Annotated in this window: 15 protein-coding genes; 6 read left to right on the top strand and 9 right to left on the bottom strand. The window is 70.4% G+C overall.

What is annotated here, in order from left to right; translation table 11 throughout:
- Nucleotides 1-123 precede the first annotated feature (123 nt).
- The 5 genes from HMPREF9056_RS12715 to HMPREF9056_RS12695 all read left to right on the top strand — a co-directional run bounded on the left by HMPREF9056_RS12715 (nucleotide 124) and on the right by HMPREF9056_RS12695 (nucleotide 5,202).
- Nucleotides 124-648 (top strand): PadR family transcriptional regulator, encoded by a 525-nt coding sequence (locus HMPREF9056_RS12715; RefSeq protein ID WP_034514593.1) that lies wholly within the window; start codon nucleotides 124-126, stop codon nucleotides 646-648.
- Entirely contained in the window at nucleotides 645-1,487 is an 843-nt protein-coding gene (locus HMPREF9056_RS12710; protein ID WP_009234797.1) for an ABC transporter ATP-binding protein, read from the top strand. Before HMPREF9056_RS12715 ends, HMPREF9056_RS12710 begins: the two co-directional genes overlap by 4 nt.
- Complete coding sequence (locus tag HMPREF9056_RS12705) at nucleotides 1,484-3,697, top strand: FtsX-like permease family protein (RefSeq protein WP_009747163.1); 2,214 nt, start codon at nucleotides 1,484-1,486, stop codon at nucleotides 3,695-3,697. Before HMPREF9056_RS12710 ends, HMPREF9056_RS12705 begins: the two co-directional genes overlap by 4 nt.
- 210 nt (nucleotides 3,698-3,907) lie before the next feature.
- Nucleotides 3,908-4,645, top strand: a complete 738-nt coding sequence (locus tag HMPREF9056_RS12700) for a pentapeptide repeat-containing protein (RefSeq protein ID WP_009234799.1) — start codon at nucleotides 3,908-3,910, stop codon at nucleotides 4,643-4,645.
- The gene (locus HMPREF9056_RS12695; RefSeq protein WP_009234800.1) at nucleotides 4,642-5,202 is read left to right on the top strand and encodes a DivIVA domain-containing protein; all 561 of its coding nucleotides are present in this window, start codon (nucleotides 4,642-4,644) and stop codon (nucleotides 5,200-5,202) included. Before HMPREF9056_RS12700 ends, HMPREF9056_RS12695 begins: the two co-directional genes overlap by 4 nt.
- Here the strand turns inward: HMPREF9056_RS12695 and HMPREF9056_RS12690 are convergent.
- From HMPREF9056_RS12690 to panC, 5 genes are all read right to left on the bottom strand, one after another.
- Nucleotides 5,199-5,747: an RloB family protein gene (locus HMPREF9056_RS12690; protein WP_009747162.1), complete on the bottom strand. Its 549-nt coding sequence runs from the start codon at nucleotides 5,745-5,747 to the stop codon at nucleotides 5,199-5,201. The genes HMPREF9056_RS12695 and HMPREF9056_RS12690 overlap by 4 nt on opposite strands.
- A 61-nt stretch (nucleotides 5,748-5,808) precedes the next feature.
- Nucleotides 5,809-7,110 carry an ATP/GTP-binding protein gene (locus HMPREF9056_RS12685; RefSeq protein ID WP_009747161.1) on the bottom strand — a complete coding sequence of 434 codons (1,302 nt, stop codon included), beginning with the start codon at nucleotides 7,108-7,110 and terminating at the stop codon, nucleotides 5,809-5,811.
- A 146-nt stretch (nucleotides 7,111-7,256) separates the two neighbouring features.
- On the bottom strand, nucleotides 7,257-8,927 hold the full coding sequence (locus tag HMPREF9056_RS12680) for a lysine--tRNA ligase (RefSeq protein WP_009747159.1): 1,671 nt from the start codon (nucleotides 8,925-8,927) through the stop codon (nucleotides 7,257-7,259).
- Between the two features lie 105 nt (nucleotides 8,928-9,032).
- Nucleotides 9,033-9,488 (bottom strand): aspartate 1-decarboxylase, encoded by a 456-nt coding sequence (gene panD, locus HMPREF9056_RS12675; RefSeq protein WP_009747158.1) that lies wholly within the window; start codon nucleotides 9,486-9,488, stop codon nucleotides 9,033-9,035.
- 98 nt (nucleotides 9,489-9,586) lie between these two features.
- Nucleotides 9,587-10,600 carry a pantoate--beta-alanine ligase gene (gene panC, locus HMPREF9056_RS12670; RefSeq protein ID WP_034514557.1) on the bottom strand — a complete coding sequence of 338 codons (1,014 nt, stop codon included), beginning with the start codon at nucleotides 10,598-10,600 and terminating at the stop codon, nucleotides 9,587-9,589.
- Nucleotides 10,601-10,664: 64 nt separating this feature from the next.
- Here panC and HMPREF9056_RS12665 point away from each other — a divergent pair, with 64 nt between their 5' ends.
- Complete coding sequence (locus tag HMPREF9056_RS12665) at nucleotides 10,665-11,618, top strand: Rossmann-like and DUF2520 domain-containing protein (RefSeq protein WP_009747156.1); 954 nt, start codon at nucleotides 10,665-10,667, stop codon at nucleotides 11,616-11,618.
- Here the strand turns inward: HMPREF9056_RS12665 and HMPREF9056_RS12660 are convergent.
- The 4 genes from HMPREF9056_RS12660 to folK form a co-directional block, all read right to left on the bottom strand.
- Nucleotides 11,615-13,375 (bottom strand): PH domain-containing protein, encoded by a 1,761-nt coding sequence (locus tag HMPREF9056_RS12660; RefSeq protein ID WP_009747155.1) that lies wholly within the window; start codon nucleotides 13,373-13,375, stop codon nucleotides 11,615-11,617. The genes HMPREF9056_RS12665 and HMPREF9056_RS12660 overlap by 4 nt on opposite strands.
- Nucleotides 13,372-13,974: a PH domain-containing protein gene (locus tag HMPREF9056_RS12655; RefSeq protein WP_009747154.1), complete on the bottom strand. Its 603-nt coding sequence runs from the start codon at nucleotides 13,972-13,974 to the stop codon at nucleotides 13,372-13,374. The genes HMPREF9056_RS12660 and HMPREF9056_RS12655 overlap by 4 nt, the downstream gene beginning before the upstream one ends.
- On the bottom strand, nucleotides 13,971-14,471 hold the full coding sequence (locus HMPREF9056_RS12650) for a DUF3180 family protein (protein ID WP_009747153.1): 501 nt from the start codon (nucleotides 14,469-14,471) through the stop codon (nucleotides 13,971-13,973). Before HMPREF9056_RS12650 ends, HMPREF9056_RS12655 begins: the two co-directional genes overlap by 4 nt.
- Nucleotides 14,471-16,815 (bottom strand): 2-amino-4-hydroxy-6-hydroxymethyldihydropteridine diphosphokinase (gene folK, locus HMPREF9056_RS14935; RefSeq protein ID WP_172635272.1); only part of this gene is annotated, 2,345 nt, incomplete at its 5' end. The genes folK and HMPREF9056_RS12650, both read right to left, overlap by 1 nt.

Here is a 16,815-nt window from a genome sequence, read left to right as displayed (position 1 = left end):
GCCCCCCCGCCATCCATCAGCACCCCACCACGAGCACTCCTCCCACAGCCCCAGACAGCAGGAGCAGACCTCCTCCTCACGGAGTATATCGTGCATGTATACACTCGACGTATAGTCATGGGTATGGAATCCAGACTCACTCTCCTCGGCCTGCTCAGTGCCGGACCGGGTCACGGCTACGACCTCAAGCGCTCCTGGGACCACTGGTTCGCCGCATCCAAACCACTGGCCTACGGGCAGGTCTACGCCACGCTCGCCCGCCTGGTGCGCGACGGGCTCATCACCCAGGTCGAGGCCGAGCCCGGCGCCGGCCCCGAGCGCAAGCGCTACAAGGTCACCGATGCCGGCCGCGAGACCGTCGAGCAGTGGCTGCTGACCCCTGTCACTCCTGCCGGCGACGTCCAGGCCGACATCTTCGCCAAGACCATCATCGCCCTCATGCTCGACGACGACGCCGACCGTCTCCTCGACCTCCAGCGCGCCGAGCACATGGCGCGCATGCGCGAGCTGACCCGTCTCAAGCAGGACGGCGACCTGCGCACGGTGCTGCTGGCCGACCACGCCCTGTTCCACATCGAGGCCGACCTGCGCTGGATGGAGACCACCGCGGCCCGCCTGGGCGAGCTGCGGACGGAGGTGCGCTCATGAACGCCACCACTGTCGCGGCCACCGACGTCACCCCCGCGCCCGGTCAGGGCGGGGCGCACCTGCCGGACGAGGTCCTCATGCGCGCCCGCGGCCTGGAGATGAGCTTCGGGCAGACCCTGGCGCTGCGCGGCGTCGACCTGGACCTCCTGGCCGGTGAGGTCCTGGCCGTCACCGGCCCGTCGGGCTCGGGCAAGTCAACGCTCCTGCACGTCATGGCCGGGGTCCTCGTACCCGATGCCGGAAGCGTTGGCTACCACGGAGGCAAGTCTCCTGGAGGCGGCGCGACGGACGTCGCTGAAGACATCGCTGTGAACATCGCTGCGCTCGACGAGGCCGCCCGCAGCCGCCTGCGTCTGAACGAGTTCGGCTTCATCTTCCAGTTCGGCCAGCTCCTGCCGGACCTCTCCGCCCTGGACAACGTCACCATCCCCCTGCTCCTGGCCGGCGCCCCGCGCAGGAAGGCCCTGGCCCGGGCCCGCGAGACCCTGGTCGAGCTGGGCCTGAGCGAGCACCTGGACAAGCGCCCCACCCAGCTCTCGGGCGGGCAGGCGCAGCGGGCCGCAGTCGCACGGGCGCTGGTGACCAGTCCGCGCATCCTCTTCGCCGACGAGCCCACCGGCTCCCTGGACTCCCTGGCCGCCGAGCGGACCATGGAGGTACTGCTGGCCTCGGTACGTTCCCGCGGCGCCAGCCTGGTCATCATCACCCACGACGCGCGCATCGCCGCCTACGCCGACCGGGAGGTCACCGTACGCGACGGCCGCATCGGCTCCGGCACCACGCAGGCCGGTTCCGGCCCGAGCGAGCCCAGGCACGCCGCCACCGGGGGCCGGTCATGAGCCGCATCGCCCTGACCAGGCTGCTCGTCGCCAACGACCGCTCCGCCCGGCGCCGCCTGGCCGGGATCGTCGCCGGCGTCATGGTGGGGGTGGCGCTGTTCCTCATGCTGCTGGCCGCCGCCCAGGCCTTCCCCGAACGCAGCCTGCGCTCCAGCTGGGCGTCCACGGCCCTCCTTCCCGGCGTTTCCCAGCAGTCGAGCCACACGGACCTCCAGCCCGACCACGTTCTGAAGGACAGCGAGCTGGCCGTCGCCAGCAACCTCGACACGGTGGGCCCGGAGACGATCACGGTCCTGCAGGTGGCCCTGCCGGAGTCGGGCACCACCTCGGTGAGGATCCCGGGCTCCGACGTCGTGCCGAAGCAGGGCGAGTACCTCGCCTCACCGGCCCTGGCCAAGCGCATCGCCTCCCTTCCAGCCGACCAGCTCGGCGACCGCTACGGCAAGCAGGTGGGCGTCCTGGCCCCCGACGCCGTCGAGGGCCCGGACTCGCTCGTGGCCGTCGTCGGGACGGAGCTGGGGACCGTGGCCTCCTCTCAGTCCTACATACCACCCCAGGTGGTCACCTCCTTCCAGGGCGTCCCCTACGAGAACGAGGCCTATCGGATCGCCATGCTCATCGGCGCCATCGCGGTGCTCGTGCCCGCGCTGCTGCTCGTCGGGATCGTCACCGACCTGGGGGCGGCGCAGCGATCCGAGCGCTTCGCCACGCTGCGTCTCATCGGGGCCACGCCCCAGCAGGTGGCCCGCACAGCCGCCTTGGAGATCGGGGCCACCACCTTCGTCGGCGCCCTGGCGGGGGTGGGACTCTACCTGGCCATGATCCCCGTGGCCACGCAGATCACGCTGGGATCGAGTCGCTTCTACCACTCCGACCTGCTGCGCTCGCCGATCAATGGGATCCTCGCCGTCGCCACGACCACGGTAGGGGCCGCGGCCGTGGCCTGGTGGCGCACGCGGCGGGCTGACATCGGTCCTCTGGGCGGGTCCCGGGAGCGTACCGAGCGCCGGCCCCGCCTCATCTCGCTGGCACCCGTCATCCTCGGGTTGGCCGGGCTGGTCAGCGCTCCGACGATGGCCCAGCATGAGTCCACACTCGTCGCCTACCTGCTGCCCGCGTCCTTCCTGTGCACGATGCTGGGAATGCTGTGGGCCGGCCCGGTCCTGACATGGTGGGTGGCGCGAGGTGGTCGGGCACTGGCCCGATCGGCGGCGCAGGTCATCGGCTTCAACCGCATCACCCGGCATCCCCGGGCGGTCTTCAAGGCGGTGGCCGGCGTCGTCATCGCCGTCTACGCCATGACGGTCTTCGCGGTCGCCATCACGGTCGCCGGGGGCACCCGCGACATCACGCAGGGAGGCGGACACCTCAACCCCACGACGCTCGAGGCGACGCCGACAGTTGGCGACGACGAGATCCTCGACAGCGCCGTCGACCGGCTCTCCGCCGTCCCCGGGGTGACGACGGTCGCGGTAGGACGGATGAGTGGAGACCCCAGGAAGGAGGGGCAGGTCATCCTCGAGGCCGACAAGGCCGAGGCCCTCGGGGCGCCGCACGTGGAGTCGCCCGACGGGTCGGTGAGCATCAGTACCCGGTGGCTGTACAAGAACGAGGCGGCCTCGCCGTCACCGATCAGCGCCGAGGAACAGGCTGCCGCTCGCGAGCAGGGACCTCCCATTCTCCTCGTGGGCACCGATCCGGCCGATCCCGGGGCCGTGGAACGGGCACGAACCACGCTTCTCACCTCCGACCTGGGTCTGAGCACCTCGCCCACTTCGCCCAGCTCGATCCGGAGCATCCAGGGCAGTGCCATGGAGAACCAGTTCGCCAAGCTCGGCTACATCGGCATCATCATCGCCGCGAGCATCTCCACGGTGTCGCTCGGGGTCTCGACGGCAGCGGCGCTGCTGGGCCGCCGGAGGGTCCTCAGCCTGCTGCGCCTGGTCGGCATGCCGCCGGCGACGCTGCGCGCCATGGTCTCCTACGAGACGGTGCTGCCCGCGGCCACGGCCCTGATCATGAGCATCGGACTGGGCTGGCTGACCGCATGGTCGCTGGTCGGAGGGGTATCGAGTCGCCGTATCGGCTGGCCGAGCCCCGGCTACTGGTTGGTACTGGGTACCTGCCTGGTGCTGGTGGCGGTGGCGACACTGGTCAGTGCCCGCTACGGCCGCCGCATGCTGGCCGGCACCACCGTCCGATTCGAGTAGCAACGGCCCGTAGTGTCCAAATCTGTGACAAAGGCCTTGACCGGGCTCAGTTGCGGAAAAGAAAACCGCATGATTCCGCGGTTCCTTTTGGCGGAGTGATGGCCTCTGAACTCCTTTGTCACAGATTTGGACACAAGTCCCTCCTTCACAGCCGGGCACCGGGGAGAACAACCCCCAGTGCCCGGAGCCGATCTGCGATAGAACAGGACCATGACCGCAGGACGGACCGACACGGCCGCAGGCTCCTCCCCCGCTGCCTCCCTGAGGCCGCCGGTCCTCACAGCACCGGATCTCAGCCGCCTGCGCGACGGCGAGGCGGACGAGCTGGCCGCCGGCGAGATGGTCGAGGACCTGGAACTGGCCGAGGCGGACCTCAGCGGCGCCGACCTGTCGGCGGTCAGCCTGCTGAACTGCCGGTTCTCGGCGATCTTCGCCGACGACACCGACCTGACCGCGGCACGGCTGGTCGACTGTCGCCTGGAACGTCTGAACTCCACCTACCTTCACAGCCCGCGCTCGACGTGGCGCACGGTGGAACTCACCGGTTCGCGGATCGGCGCCTGGGAGTTCTATGACGCCGACGTCGAGTCCGTCCTCATTGAGGACTGTCGCCTCGGCTTCGCCAACCTCGCCGGGACCGCTATGCGCGACATCCTCATCCGGGGCACCAGGATCGACGAACTGGACCTGAGCGGCATCGAGGCCCAGCGGGTCCGTTTCGAGGACTGCCGGGTGGACACGCTGCGGCTGCGCGGCGGGAGCCTGAGCGACGTCGACCTGCGCGGGCTGGAGATGAGAGTGGTCAGCGGAGTGGGTTCCCTGGGCGGGGCCACCATCAGCGGCGAGCAGCTCACCGAGCTCGCGCGGCTCTTAGCAGAACACCTGGGGCTGCGGGTCGAGGACCAGGACCACGGACAGAAACCGATAACAAGGAGCAGGCGAGCATGACGCTACTGACATCCGATGACGTCCTCAACGTGAAGTTCGATAGCACGAGGCTCCGGGAGGGATACGTTCAGGACGAGGTCGACGAGTTCCTCGACGAAGTGACCACCACGTTGCGGGGACTTGAGGAGCGCCTTGGTGCGGGACCGGGAGCGACTTCCGGCTCTCACCAGGAGTCGGGGATACTTCTGACCTCCCAGGACGTCAAGAGTATTCGGTTCACGACATCCAGGTTCCGGGAAGGGTACGAGCAGCCGGATGTCGACGCCTTCCTAGACACGATCGTGGAGACCATGGAAACCATGGAGGCACGACTGAACAGTAGCGCCTATGGAGCGGGTACGAGCGCGTACGGACCGGCACCCGGAGCGTATGGGGATGCCGGCTACGCCACCGGGGCGGGAATCGCTCCGGGAACCGCCGGGGCGACGGGCGACCCGCAGTACGCCGAGGCGATCGCCCAGCGCGACCAGTACATCGCCCAGCTCCAGCAGGAGAACGCCTACCTGCGCGCCGAGCTCGAGTCCGCCCAGCGCCGCCTGGGGACTACCGGGTTTTAGAACTCGTCAGCGCCGAGAAGTCCGAGACCGCGGAGCAGATGGGGCATTGTTGTCGACGGGCAAGCACCCTGGGTACCGAGCTCGGGGAGGCTGTCCGTCGGCAGGTGGCACCTGGCTACAGCTTGCACGGCCTCATTCCAAGGAAAGTCATCAGGGAGCGTCTTGGCATTCTTCTTGCTGAGTCCTGTTAGTTCCAGATAGTGCGCCTGCGTGTCCGCCTGGTTCCGGTAGTTCTTCACATGAGCGTCGTGGGCGTTGAGCCAGACCTCGAAGCAGGGCACGGAGACGATGCCGTGGACAATGGTCTGCCTGCTGCTCAATTCCCGGCATTCCCTAAGGAAGTCATGACGTTCCCGGCCATCGTGGTCGACGACGATCCACACCTCCCTGTAGTCGCTAAGATCTGACCGAGGTCCGCTGAGCTCCTTGACGACGGTGAGCGGGTCACCGTTGATGACCTTCACTTTGGCTAAGACTCTGTCGCGGTCCACACGTCGGCACAGCTGCTGCAGGTAGGCGCTCTCGGTGACCCGCCCATTAGTCACGAGGAGAACGGTGCGCAGTTCGGCTCGTTGGCTGCGCCGTTTCCTTCTCGGTGGCGTCACCTCACCTCGCCTCCGCCGGTGTTGAGAGGTACCGGCGGAGGCTGGAGGTGTCCACCCGAGGAATAGCGCCGAAGGCACCGGCGAGGTAGCGGCGCTGCTTGTTCGTGCCCTTGCGATTAGTGGGGAAGTCTGCGAGTGAGAAGAGCTCGCTGGAACCGGAGGACGACTTCTCACTCATCCACACCTCGCCCGCCTCCAAGAGCTGGACGGGGGAATTGTCCAGGAGCGCCGTGTCATGGGTCGTGAAGACGATCTGGGCGCCTCGGGTGTTGAGGTCCGGGTCCTTGAACATGTCCACCAGCGTGGCGGTCAGCGTCGGGTGGAGACTCGCGTCAAGCTCGTCGATGCACAGGACCTGTCCCAGTCGCAGGGCATCGATGGCGGGACCGACCGTCGCCAGCCAGGTGAGAGTGCCCTGACTCTGCTGGCTGCTCGCCAATGAATACTCCTCGCCGCCGGCACCACGGTGGTGAAGGACGAGGTGACGCTGAAGCTCCTTGAGCACCTCGGCGGGGACCTCAGCATCCTCGTCCTCGCTCCACGGAAACCGTCGCAGGAGGTCAAGCACCTCTTGAGGAACCTCCTGCTCCTCAAGCTCAAGACCGACAACACCAAGGTCGGCGGCCTGAGCGATGGCGTTCGCGATACCAGTCCACTGCTCGGGGTCCTCTGCGAGACGACTCATCACCCATCGCAGACGTGAGGTGCGCTCGTCATCACTGTGGTGGATGAAACGCATAGTTCTCAGGCTCCGCGCGATCGGAGCAAGAGAGGCGTGCTTGTACTTAAGAGCCACGGCGAGGAAGAGGTCCTTGGGCGTCGTGATCCGACGGACCTCGTTCGTGGCGCCCTTGAGGGTGGTGCCAGCCTCGATCGTAGGCTCGTCATCCTCGGGGGTCTGGGTACGCACGAAGACCTTGCGCCAGCGGTGTCCCGCAGCCCAGAGCTCCTCACGTGAGACGCCCCAGCGGTACGCCTCCACACTGTAGCTGTAGCGCTCGTTCTCGTGGGTGAAGCCGACGGTGAAGCGGGACGGCTGTGCCGCGTGGTCGCGATCGAGACTGAAGGGCTGGTGCAGGATGTCTCGCTGACCACCGACGGCATGATGCAAGCAGTCAAGCGCATCCAGGAGCGTCGACTTGCCCGAGGCATTGGCACCGAAGATCGCCGCCACGCAGTATGTCTGCTCCTGCCATGTCGAGCCTGCGCGCGGCGTCAGGGTCTTGAGCGAGCTCCGAGTGAGATCGAGGGTCATCTCCTCTGCGTAGCAGCGGTAGTTCGCCACAGTGAAGTCGAGCAACATGCAATAATTTTACTGCAAGCACCTCGTTTTGGGAAGTTTTTTCCCAAAACGAGGTGCTCACAACTATCTTGCTTCGAACGGCCAACTGGTCATCATCCGCTCGCAGGCAGCAATGACCAGCCCGCCGCGGGCACTGGCCGCTCGGGTCAGCCCCGCTTGACCAGGGGGAAGGTGATGGTCTCGCGGATGCCCTGGCCGGTGAGGACCATGAGGAGGCGGTCGATGCCCATGCCCATGCCGCCCGACGGCGGGAAGCCCTGCTCCATGGCCACGAGGAAGTCCTCATCCAGCACCATGGCCTCGGGGTCGCCCTTGGCTGCCGCCAGGGCCTGGGCCTCAAAACGCTCGCGCTGGACCACGGGGTCGGCGAGCTCGGAGTATGCGGTGGCGGTCTCGAAGCCGCGCACGTACAGGTCCCACTTCTCGGTCAGGCCCGGCTTGCTGCGGTGGTAGCGGGTCAGCGGCGAGGTGTCCTCCGGGAAGTCGTAGACGAAGGTGGGCGCCCACAGCTTGTTGCCGACGAGCTCCTCGAAGATGTCCTCGACGACCTTGCCGGCCACGGCGTAGTCGTCGACCTCCAGGCCGATCCTCTCGGCGTGGGCGACGAGCTGCTCGCGGGGAGTCTCCACCGTGATCTCCTCGCCGAGGGCCTCGGATACGGAGGTGTAGAGGTCGATGGTGTCCCACTGCCCGGACAGGTCGTATTCGGTGCCGTCGGAGAGCGTGACCACCTCGCCGCCCTCGGGCAGATCGAAGGCGTCGCGCGCCGCCTGCTGGACGAGGTTGCGGGTCAGCTCGGCCATGCCGTCGTAGTCGGAGTAGGCCTCGTAGGCCTCCAGGGCCGTGAACTCCGGGGAGTGGGAGGAGTCGGCGCCCTCGTTGCGGAAGTTGCGGTTGATCTCGAAGACGCGGTCGACGCCGCCGACCACGGCGCGCTTGAGGTAGATCTCCGTGGCGATGCGCAGGTAGAGATCCATGTCGAAGGCGTTCATGTGGGTGATGAACGGGCGCGCGGCCGCCCCGCCGTGGACGACCTGCAGCATGGGGGTCTCCAGCTCCAGGTAGTCGCGGCGGAAGAAGTTCTCGCGGATCGAGCGCACGACAGCGGCGCGGGTGCGCACCATGTCGCGGGCGGCGGGGCGGGTGAGCAGGTCGAGCTCACGACGGCGCACGCGCTGCTCCTCGGAGAGCGTCACCGCCTCACCGGCCTCGTTGGTCCAGGTCTTGGGCAGGGGACGCAGGGCCTTGGAGGCGATCCGCCAGGCGGGAACCTCGACGTCGTCGTCCCCGGCGGAGGCGGCCTCGGCTCCCTCGCGCAGGACGGGCTCGGCCATGACGGACAGCTCCCCGCGGCGCGAGGAGATGACACGGCCGTGGACGAAGAGGTGGTCGCCCAGGTCGACGTCGGCCTTGAAGGCCGCGAGCGCGGTATGGCCCTCGGCGGGCAGGGCCTTGGCCGAGAGCATGGCCTGCAGGGTGGCGCCGGCACCGTCCTGGAGGGTGACGAAGCACAGGCGGCCGGTGTTGCGCAGGAAGACGACGCGCCCGGCCACGCCGACGACGTCGTCGGTCTCGTCACCGGCCTCGAGATGGGAGTAGGCCTCGCGCACGGCGGCGATGGTGGTGGTGACGGGCACGGAGACCGGGTAGGGGTCCCAGCCCTCACCGCGTAGGCGCTCACGCTTGCCGGCGCGGACCTCGAACTGCTCGCCCGGGCCCGGATCGGCCTTGGGCTGCTTGGACCGGTCCGCCGACCTGTCCGAGGATGCGGCGTCGGTGGCGGTCGGGTCTGGGCTGGGGATGCTCTCATCTGTCACATGAAGGAGTCTAACGGCGCACGCCCGCCCCGGGCGCTCCCCAGAGCCCGACGACTCCCGCACCACATCCGATCCTGGTCACACCGGCCGGTGACCGGTGCGGGGTCAGGCGCGGGCGTCGGCCAGGGGGATGCCGGAGGGGCGCAGGCCCTGGAGGCGGGCGACGTCGGAGTCGACCGGCACCTGGCCGGGGTCGGTGCCCCGCTCCACGATCCGGTTGGCGGCGTCGACGAAGACGACGTGGGGGACGTAGACGCGGGCCTCGTCGTCGGGAATCTGGGAGTAGGCGATGAGGATGACGACGTCGCCGGGGCTGACCAGGTGGGCGGCGGCACCGTTGACGCAGATCTCTCCGGCGCCGCGCTCGCCGGGGATGACGTACGTGGACAGGCGATTGCCGTTGGTGCAGTTGCAGATGTCCACACGCTCGCCGGGCAGCAGGTCGGCGGCCTCGAGCAGGTCGACGTCCACCGTGATCGAGCCGACGTAGTCGAGGTCGGCCTGGGTCACGGTGGCGCGGTGGATCTTGGACGTCATCATCGTCCGGGTGCGGGCGCTCATCGCGGATCAGCGTAGACGGCGGCGGGCTCGGCGCACTGTACGGTGCGGCACACGGTGAGCGACCCAACATGCTCGCGGGCAAGGCGCCCGCGCGGCGCCTACGGGCGCAGGTCGATGAGGGTGTTGTCGATGAGGCGGGTGGTGCCCACACGCGCGGCCACGGCCAGCAGGCCCACGGCGGGCAGTCCCTCCCCCACGCCCTCGCGCGCCGCCGCGCGGCGCGGCAGACCGAGTCCGGCGTCGGTCAGGTCCTCGAAGCCGTCCGGGTCGACGAGGGCCACGTAGTCGATCTCGACGCCGTCGGCCGCCTCCAGACAGGCCAGAGCGGCCAGGCGGATCGCGGCCGGGTCGGGGCTGGTTCCGGCTGCCTGCGCGGCGGCGTCCCGACCGGCCTGGAGAGCACGGGAGAGGGCCAGGGCCTGGCCGCGCTGCTCAGGGCTGAGGTAGGCGTTGCGCGAGCTCATGGCCAGGCCGTCGCTCTCGCGGCGGATGCCGACCGGCACGATCTCCAGCGGGACGGCGAGGTCACGCACCATGGCCTCGATGATCGCCAGCTGCTGGGCGTCCTTACGGCCGAACAGCGCCCAGCGCGGCGAGGTCAGGTGCATGAGGGTGAGCACCACCTGGCACACGCCGGCGAAGTGGGTGGGGCGGGTGCGGCCCTCCAGGACGGTGGCGACGGGGCCGGGGTCAATGCGCACCGCCGGCTGCCCGGCCGGGTAGATGACCTCTGGGGTGGGGGCGAAGACGACGAGCCGTCCCGCGCTCAGGGCGCCATCGGCACCGGTGAGGGTCCTGGTGAGGCCGGCCAGGTCGCCCTCCAGGTCGCGCGGGTAGGAGTCGAGGTCCTCGGTGGGGGCGAACTGGAGAGGGTTGACGAAGATGGTCACCACGACGGTGCCGACCGGCCCGACGCGGCGGGCGGCCTCGCGCACGAGGTCGAAGTGACCCTCATGGAGGGCGCCCATGGTCATGACGACCGCGCGGGGCCCCGGGGCATCGGCCAGGACGGCGGCGAGCTCGGCGCGGCTGCGGGTCAGGACGGCTGCGTCGTCGGTTGAGCGGGGCGCAGGAACGGGCGTCGGTGCAGGTTCGGTGCTCACGCGCCCCACGCTAGTCGCCCCGCTGGGGCACTCCCAATCCACAGTGCCTGACAGGCATGAGAGCATCGGGGGCATGAGCGAGGTCGGCGGCACGGGTCCCGGTATGAGTCCGAGTGAAGGCAGCGGTAACGGTGCGGGCAGGCCCGGCCGGCTGGGCGTGGGCATCATCTCCGCGGGGCGCGTCGGAGCGGTTCTTGGCTGCGCGCTGCGGGCGGTGGAGCACCAGGTGGTCGGCGTCCACGCGGTCTCGGAGGACTCGCGCGAGCGCGCGGAGATGCTGCTGCCGGGTGTGCCGGTGCTGGAAGTCGAGGAGATCGTCGATCGCGCCGAGCTCGTGCTGCTGGCCGTGCCGGATGATGCGCTCTCGCCACTCGTCCGGGGTCTGGCGGACCTGGGCCGCTGGCAGCCGGGCCAGCTGGTGACCCACACCTCGGGCCGCTACGGCGCCGCTGTTCTGGCGCCCGCCCAGCGCTGTGGGGCGATCCCGCTGGCAATCCACCCGGCGATGACCTTCTCCGGGTTCTCCACGGATGTGGCCCGGCTCGTCGGCTGCCCGATGGCCGTGACCGCTCCGGCGGCGGTGCTGCCGATCGCGCAGGCGCTCGTCGTCGAGCTCGGAGGGGAGCCCTTCGTCCTGGAGGAGTCGGCGCGCCCGGCCTACCACGCGGCCCTCGCCCACGGCTCCAACCACCTGCTGACCGTGGTGACGCAAGCCGTCCGGGTGCTGGCGGCCGCTGGAGTCGAGGACGGTGCGGCCACGCTCGGTCCCCTGCTCACGGCGGCCCTCGACCGGGCCCTGCACGAGGGTGAGGCGGGACTGACCGGCCCGGTCTCCCGGGGCGACGCCGGAACGGTGGCCGCCCATCTGGAGGCACTTTCCACCCTGCACGACGGCGAGGGACGGTGCCTCGACGACGTCGTGGCCTCCTATCGGCAGCTGGCCGCCGCCACCACCGAGCGCTGCGAGGCCACCGGCCGACTGACCGCCGAGCATGCCCGGCGCCTGCGCGACACCCTGGGCAGCTAGCGCGCTGAGGGCCCGGCGGCCTGTGTCGCGATGACAGCGCGCGCGAACCAGCGGTCGAGCTGCTCGGCGCTGGAGCGGCGCAGCGCCCGCTGACTGATCTGCGCCGCGAGCGCCTTGGCGTCGGCGGCCTCGAGGTTGGGGATCGAGGTGGGGACCTCGCGGGCGACCATGTCGAACCGGAGGGAGGCCAGGCTCAGCCTGCGATCCAGCGGCCCCCGCTGGACATTGAGGGACTGAATGCGTTCGTAGGGGATGACGGACACCTGCCGCCGCCAGCGCCCGTGGCGGATGATGACGCAGGTATCGGTCAGAACAATGGCTGCGCGCCGCCATGTCAGCGGGTGGAAGACGCGCCCGCGGCGGCTGACGCGGACGAATCCGCGCTCGGCCGAGCCGGCCGGCGCCTGCGGGTCGCCGACGCCATCATCGTCCTGTCCGGTGAGGGCCTGGACGAGCAACGTGTCCGGGTCGGGTACCCCCAGGTCGGGGACCACGAGCCACAGCGCGCGCAGGGCGGTGTCGCGAGTCCCCACGGGCAGCAGCAGGTTGCCGGCCTCCCGAGTCTGGCCGTCCTGGGGACGGTCCTCGCGGCCGGCCACGGTGACATCCACCTTCCACCAGTCCTTGCCGCGCCACAGGATCGGCTGAGTGAGGCCGACGCCGTGGACTCGTCCGGGCGGCAGTGTTCGGGAGGTCTCGGCGGTGAGGCCGTATCGCATGCGGATGCCACTGGGGGTGGCGGAGGCCTGGAAGTTCCAGGCGCTGTTGAAATGGGTCCATACTATGGTCGCCAAGGCGAGGACGATCGTGCCATAGGATGAGACTATCGCCAGCGCTTCACCGCCGGTCATGTTGTCCACGACAATGAGGAGAACCAACATAACGGGCACGCAGATGACCGTCAGCACAAGCGTGTAGATCATGGGGCTGCGCAGCAGGGAGCCGATGAGGACGCCCGCATCGACGTCGTAGAGCGGGTGCTCCTGGAAATTGGAGGCCCGAAGGCTCGAGGAGCGCCGGAGGGAACCAGCCGTGGTTCCGGCCGGGGTGGGGTGTGCGGACTCGCCGGCGGCAGCGGACGCCTCACCCAAGCCCGCGGCGCCGCCTGCTGGTCGGCTCCGCCCCACCGCGTCCCCGGCTGTGTCGGAAGCGGGCACCTCGGCCTGTCCAGCGGCCAGGTCGAGGATGCGGTCGCGCAGGACCCGGAGCTCTCGGGTTCTCAGGAACCCGATGATGACGCGCGAGTCCCGGCCACCGGCGACCTCGACGGTCAGCTGCCCCATGCCGAGGATGCGCCCGAGCAGGGGGTGGACGACGTCGACGGACTGGATACGCGGCAGGCGGGCGGTACGAAGCTTGCGGCTGAGGATGCCCGAGCGCAGGTAGACGCCGTCGGCGTCCACCGCGTAGGCGCGCCACCACCAGCTGAGCAGACCGAGCACCGCCCACAGGAGGAGCAGCGCGATGAGTCCGAGGATGTAGTAACCGAACTGGTCACCCAGGGAGAAACCGTGCTCGCGGATGAAGCGGTAGGCGCGCACGAAGTCGTCGAGGTTCTGAACCGTGAAGAAGGCGAGGATGCCGGTGACGATCTTCCAGCCCTCCAGCAGCGGCGTGACGACGTTGACCCGGTGCCAGGTGACGTTCTCGGGCAGGGGCAGGTCCCGGGAGGTGGCGAGCGCCCCGCCTTCCCCCACGGTCTCCTTCCTGGCCTTGCGGGCGGCCTCCAGCCTGCTCTCCCAGTTGGAGGGGCTCACAGTCCGGCCATCCTCTCCTCACCGCGCTGGGACAGGACCTGGCGCAGGTTCTCCGCCTCGGCCACCGGTAGCCCGTTGATCGTGGCGTCGGTACTGGCCGAGGCCGTGTGGAGCCTGACCTCGGCGATGCCCATCCACCGGGCGAGCGGCCCCTGGGATGTGTCCACGAACTGCATGCGCCCGTAAGGGGTGACGGTGATGGAGCGGAACATGACTCCATGGCGCCACAGGAGGTGATTGTCCGCCAGGGCGTACCCCATGGCCCGCACCTGGCGCGGGATGAGCCAGGCCTGCCAGAGGAACAGGGCGGCGAAGACCGCTGCCGGCACAAAGTACCCGGCGGAGACGATCACGCCCGGGATGACGAAGCCGGTGACGAGGACGGCACTGACGATGCCGGCCCCCAGGAGGCGGGCGGTGATGAGGCGCGGCGAGACCGAGTGGAAGACGACACCGTCGGGGGCGAAGGGGTCGCCTCCGGCCGGTGGGCGCGGGGCCGGCTCGGCGCCTCTGCCGGGGGGCGGGGCGGGCGCCGCGGCGTGAGCGACTGAGATGGCCGGGTCGGGTGCTGAGCGGGGCACGGGATCGGGACTGGTCATGCGGGTGCTCCTGGTCCTTCAGGGGCGCGCCCGGAGGAACCGGACGAGCCGTCGTCGTCGCCGTCACCGGAGATGGAGCACCACTGCTCGACGACGAAGCCGACGACGCACCACACGAGGCAGGCGATGAGGCAGCCGACCGAGGTCCAGGCCAGGTGGGTCATGGCCGGTGAGCGCGGTGTCACCAGCGCCAGGATGATCCCGCCGGCGTAGACGCCCCCCAGGACGGCGCCCACGATCGCGGAGGCCTGGGCCGCGGCGGCCGTGGTGGCGGCACCGGTGGGTGTGATCCAGGTGCGCTCGTGCGCCCGCAGCCGCCGCACCGCCAGACCGCACACCAGGACGATGCCGGCGATGACCAGCGCGGTCACCGCCCCCCAGGGGGTGAGGACCGGGACCCATCCGAGGTGACGCAGGAGGAGGTCGCCGGCCACCCATGAGGCCACCGCGGCGGCGATGAACCAGGTGACAGCGCTGGTCCAGCGGGTGCGCCGCATCAGACGTCCTGGCGGGGCCCTGTCCCCTGGTGGCCACCACCGATGACGTCGTTCCACTGGAGCGGAGACCTCCAGGCCTCACCGGTGTCATCCTGCTGCTGCGGGGCCGCTGGGCCGGCCTGCTCCTGCTGACCGGCGGCGTAGTTCGCGTAGCTGCCGACGTCCTGCTGGTCACTGGGGAAGGCGCCGGGGGTGGCAACGCGGCCGGGGGCGTAGGAGCCCTGCGCGCCTGAGCCGGGCGCCTCGGGGGCGGAGGCCGCCTGGTAGGGCGAGTCGATCTGCGGGGCGTGGCCGGACCAGGCGCTCGAGGCGTGGGAGGACTCGAAGGGAGCCTGCTCGGCAGGCGCCTGCTCGACCTGCTGCTGGGCACCGAAGGGCTGCGCCGAGGAGACGGGCCCGGCGGTGGCGGGCGAGCTGCCGGAGACGCCGGCGTAGTCGACGGCCAGGCCGGCGTCGGCCACGGAGGACTCGTCGCGGGTGGCGTCGTGGACGAGCCCCGGCTCCGCGTCGCCGGCGGCCTGTTCCATCGGGGGCTCCACGTAGGGGCCGGTGGGCTTGTCCGGCAGGGAGTCGGACTCGAGCCAGTCGAAGGCCAGCCACCGCAGGCCGCCGCGGTCGGGGGCGTTCTCGGCGAGCTCGGACACGGAGCGCCCGGCCAGCTCGGCGAAGGGATCGGCCTGGCTCCACGGCACGAGCACGAAGGCGCGCTCGACGGCACGCGGGTGCGGCAGCGACAGCGCCGGGTCGGCGGAGGTGACGCCCTCGACCTCGATGAGGTCGACGTCGAGGGTGCGTACGCCCCACGGCTCGGTGCGCACGCGTCCGGCGGCGGCCTCCAGGGAGTGGCAGACCTCGAGCAGCTCACGCGGCGAGAGGGTGGTCATGGCCATGACCACCGTGTTGAGGTAGTCGGGCTGCGGCTCGGCGCCCTCAGCGACGACGGCGACGGTGCGGGCCAGCGGCGCCACCTGCGTGACCTCGATGCCTTCGGCGGTCTTGAGGCTCTGGACAGCCGTGCGCAGGGACTCCACGACGCCGCCGACGTTGGCTCCCAGGCTGAAGACGACGCCGACGGCGCGGGCGGGCCGCTCAGCGAGCGGGTCGGTCGGGGCGGCGGGCACCTCCGGAGCAGCGGGGGCCGCTGCCGCCGGAGCGGTCCCAGGGGCCGGGATACCCGGGAAGCCGGGCTGCGTCGGCGCCGAGGTCTCCGGCGCGGCGTACGAGGCGTCACCGAGCTGGGAGAAGCCCTCGGAGTAGGACGGTGCCGCACTCCCCTGCGCCTCCTGGCCCATGGCTCCGGGGTACTCGCCGGGCGCGGTGAAGGGGGTGGGCTCAGGCTCCGACAGGGGCTGGGAGGCCGAGGCGGCCGAGACACTGGCGAAGCCGTCTGCGGCAGCGGCCCCGGAATCGGAACCGAAGCCGTTCAGAGCGGCCGAGGCGGAGGAGGCGGACGAGGAGCCGTCGGAATCTGCGCCCAGCGTGCCGACCGACTCGCTGTAGGAGGCCCCGCTGTAGCCGGTCTCGTTGTAGGAGGCGCCGTCGTAGGAGCCGGGCTCTCCGAGGGGCCTGGACCCGCCCAGGAGGTCCGCGGGGGTGTCGACGACGGGGGCTGCCTGCTGCTCGACCTCCTCGGAGGAGGCCACGTGGCGCCCCTCGCGGGGCAGCTGGACGGCGAGCTCGTCCGCGGCGGAGTCCGGCTGGGTCGGGACGCCGGCGGAGTCCGGCTGGGTCGGGACGCCGGCGGAGGCGTCGGCGGCGACCTCCTCGGTGTGGCTGGAGGCGACGGGCTCCGGCTCGGAGGCAGCGGGAGCCACGCCGAGGGCATCGGCCGCCAGGCTCACGAACCCGTCGGCGCCGGCGGTCCGGCCGGCGGAGGCGGCAGTGGGTGCACTGGTCGAGGGGGTGTCGAGCAGGCCGGCCGCGGAGGAGGCATCGGCTGCTGCACTGTGGGAACCACCGGAGGACTCCAAGGGCTCGGAGGTTCCTGCGACCTCAGGGACCTCGGGCGCCCAGGAGGAGGAAGCCGACGAGGCGGAGGAGCCGGTGGACCAGTCGGGTGCCCAGGGCCGGGTCGGTGCGCCGGCTCCGCTGGAGGCACTGGGCTCAGCCGGGATCGGCGTGGGGACGGAGGGCGCGGCGGCGGCGAAGGAGGAGCGGGCCGGCGCCTCGAGCGGTGAGGCGGGCGAGGGCGTCGGGGTGATGGGTGGTTCAGAGGTCGGCACCGTCGGCGCCGCCGCAGCGGCCGCAGCATCCGCGGCGAATGAGGCGCCCGTGACGTCGGGGACCTCCGAGAGGAGGGGGGCCGCGGGAGTGGCGGCGGGCGGTTCGTAGGCGGGCACCGCGG

The organism is Actinomyces sp. oral taxon 170 str. F0386, from assembly GCF_000195595.1.
GTDB lineage: Bacteria > Actinomycetota > Actinomycetes > Actinomycetales > Actinomycetaceae > Actinomyces.
Note: the sequence above shows the minus strand (reverse complement) of the source record. Positions and strands in the feature narration are given on the sequence as shown.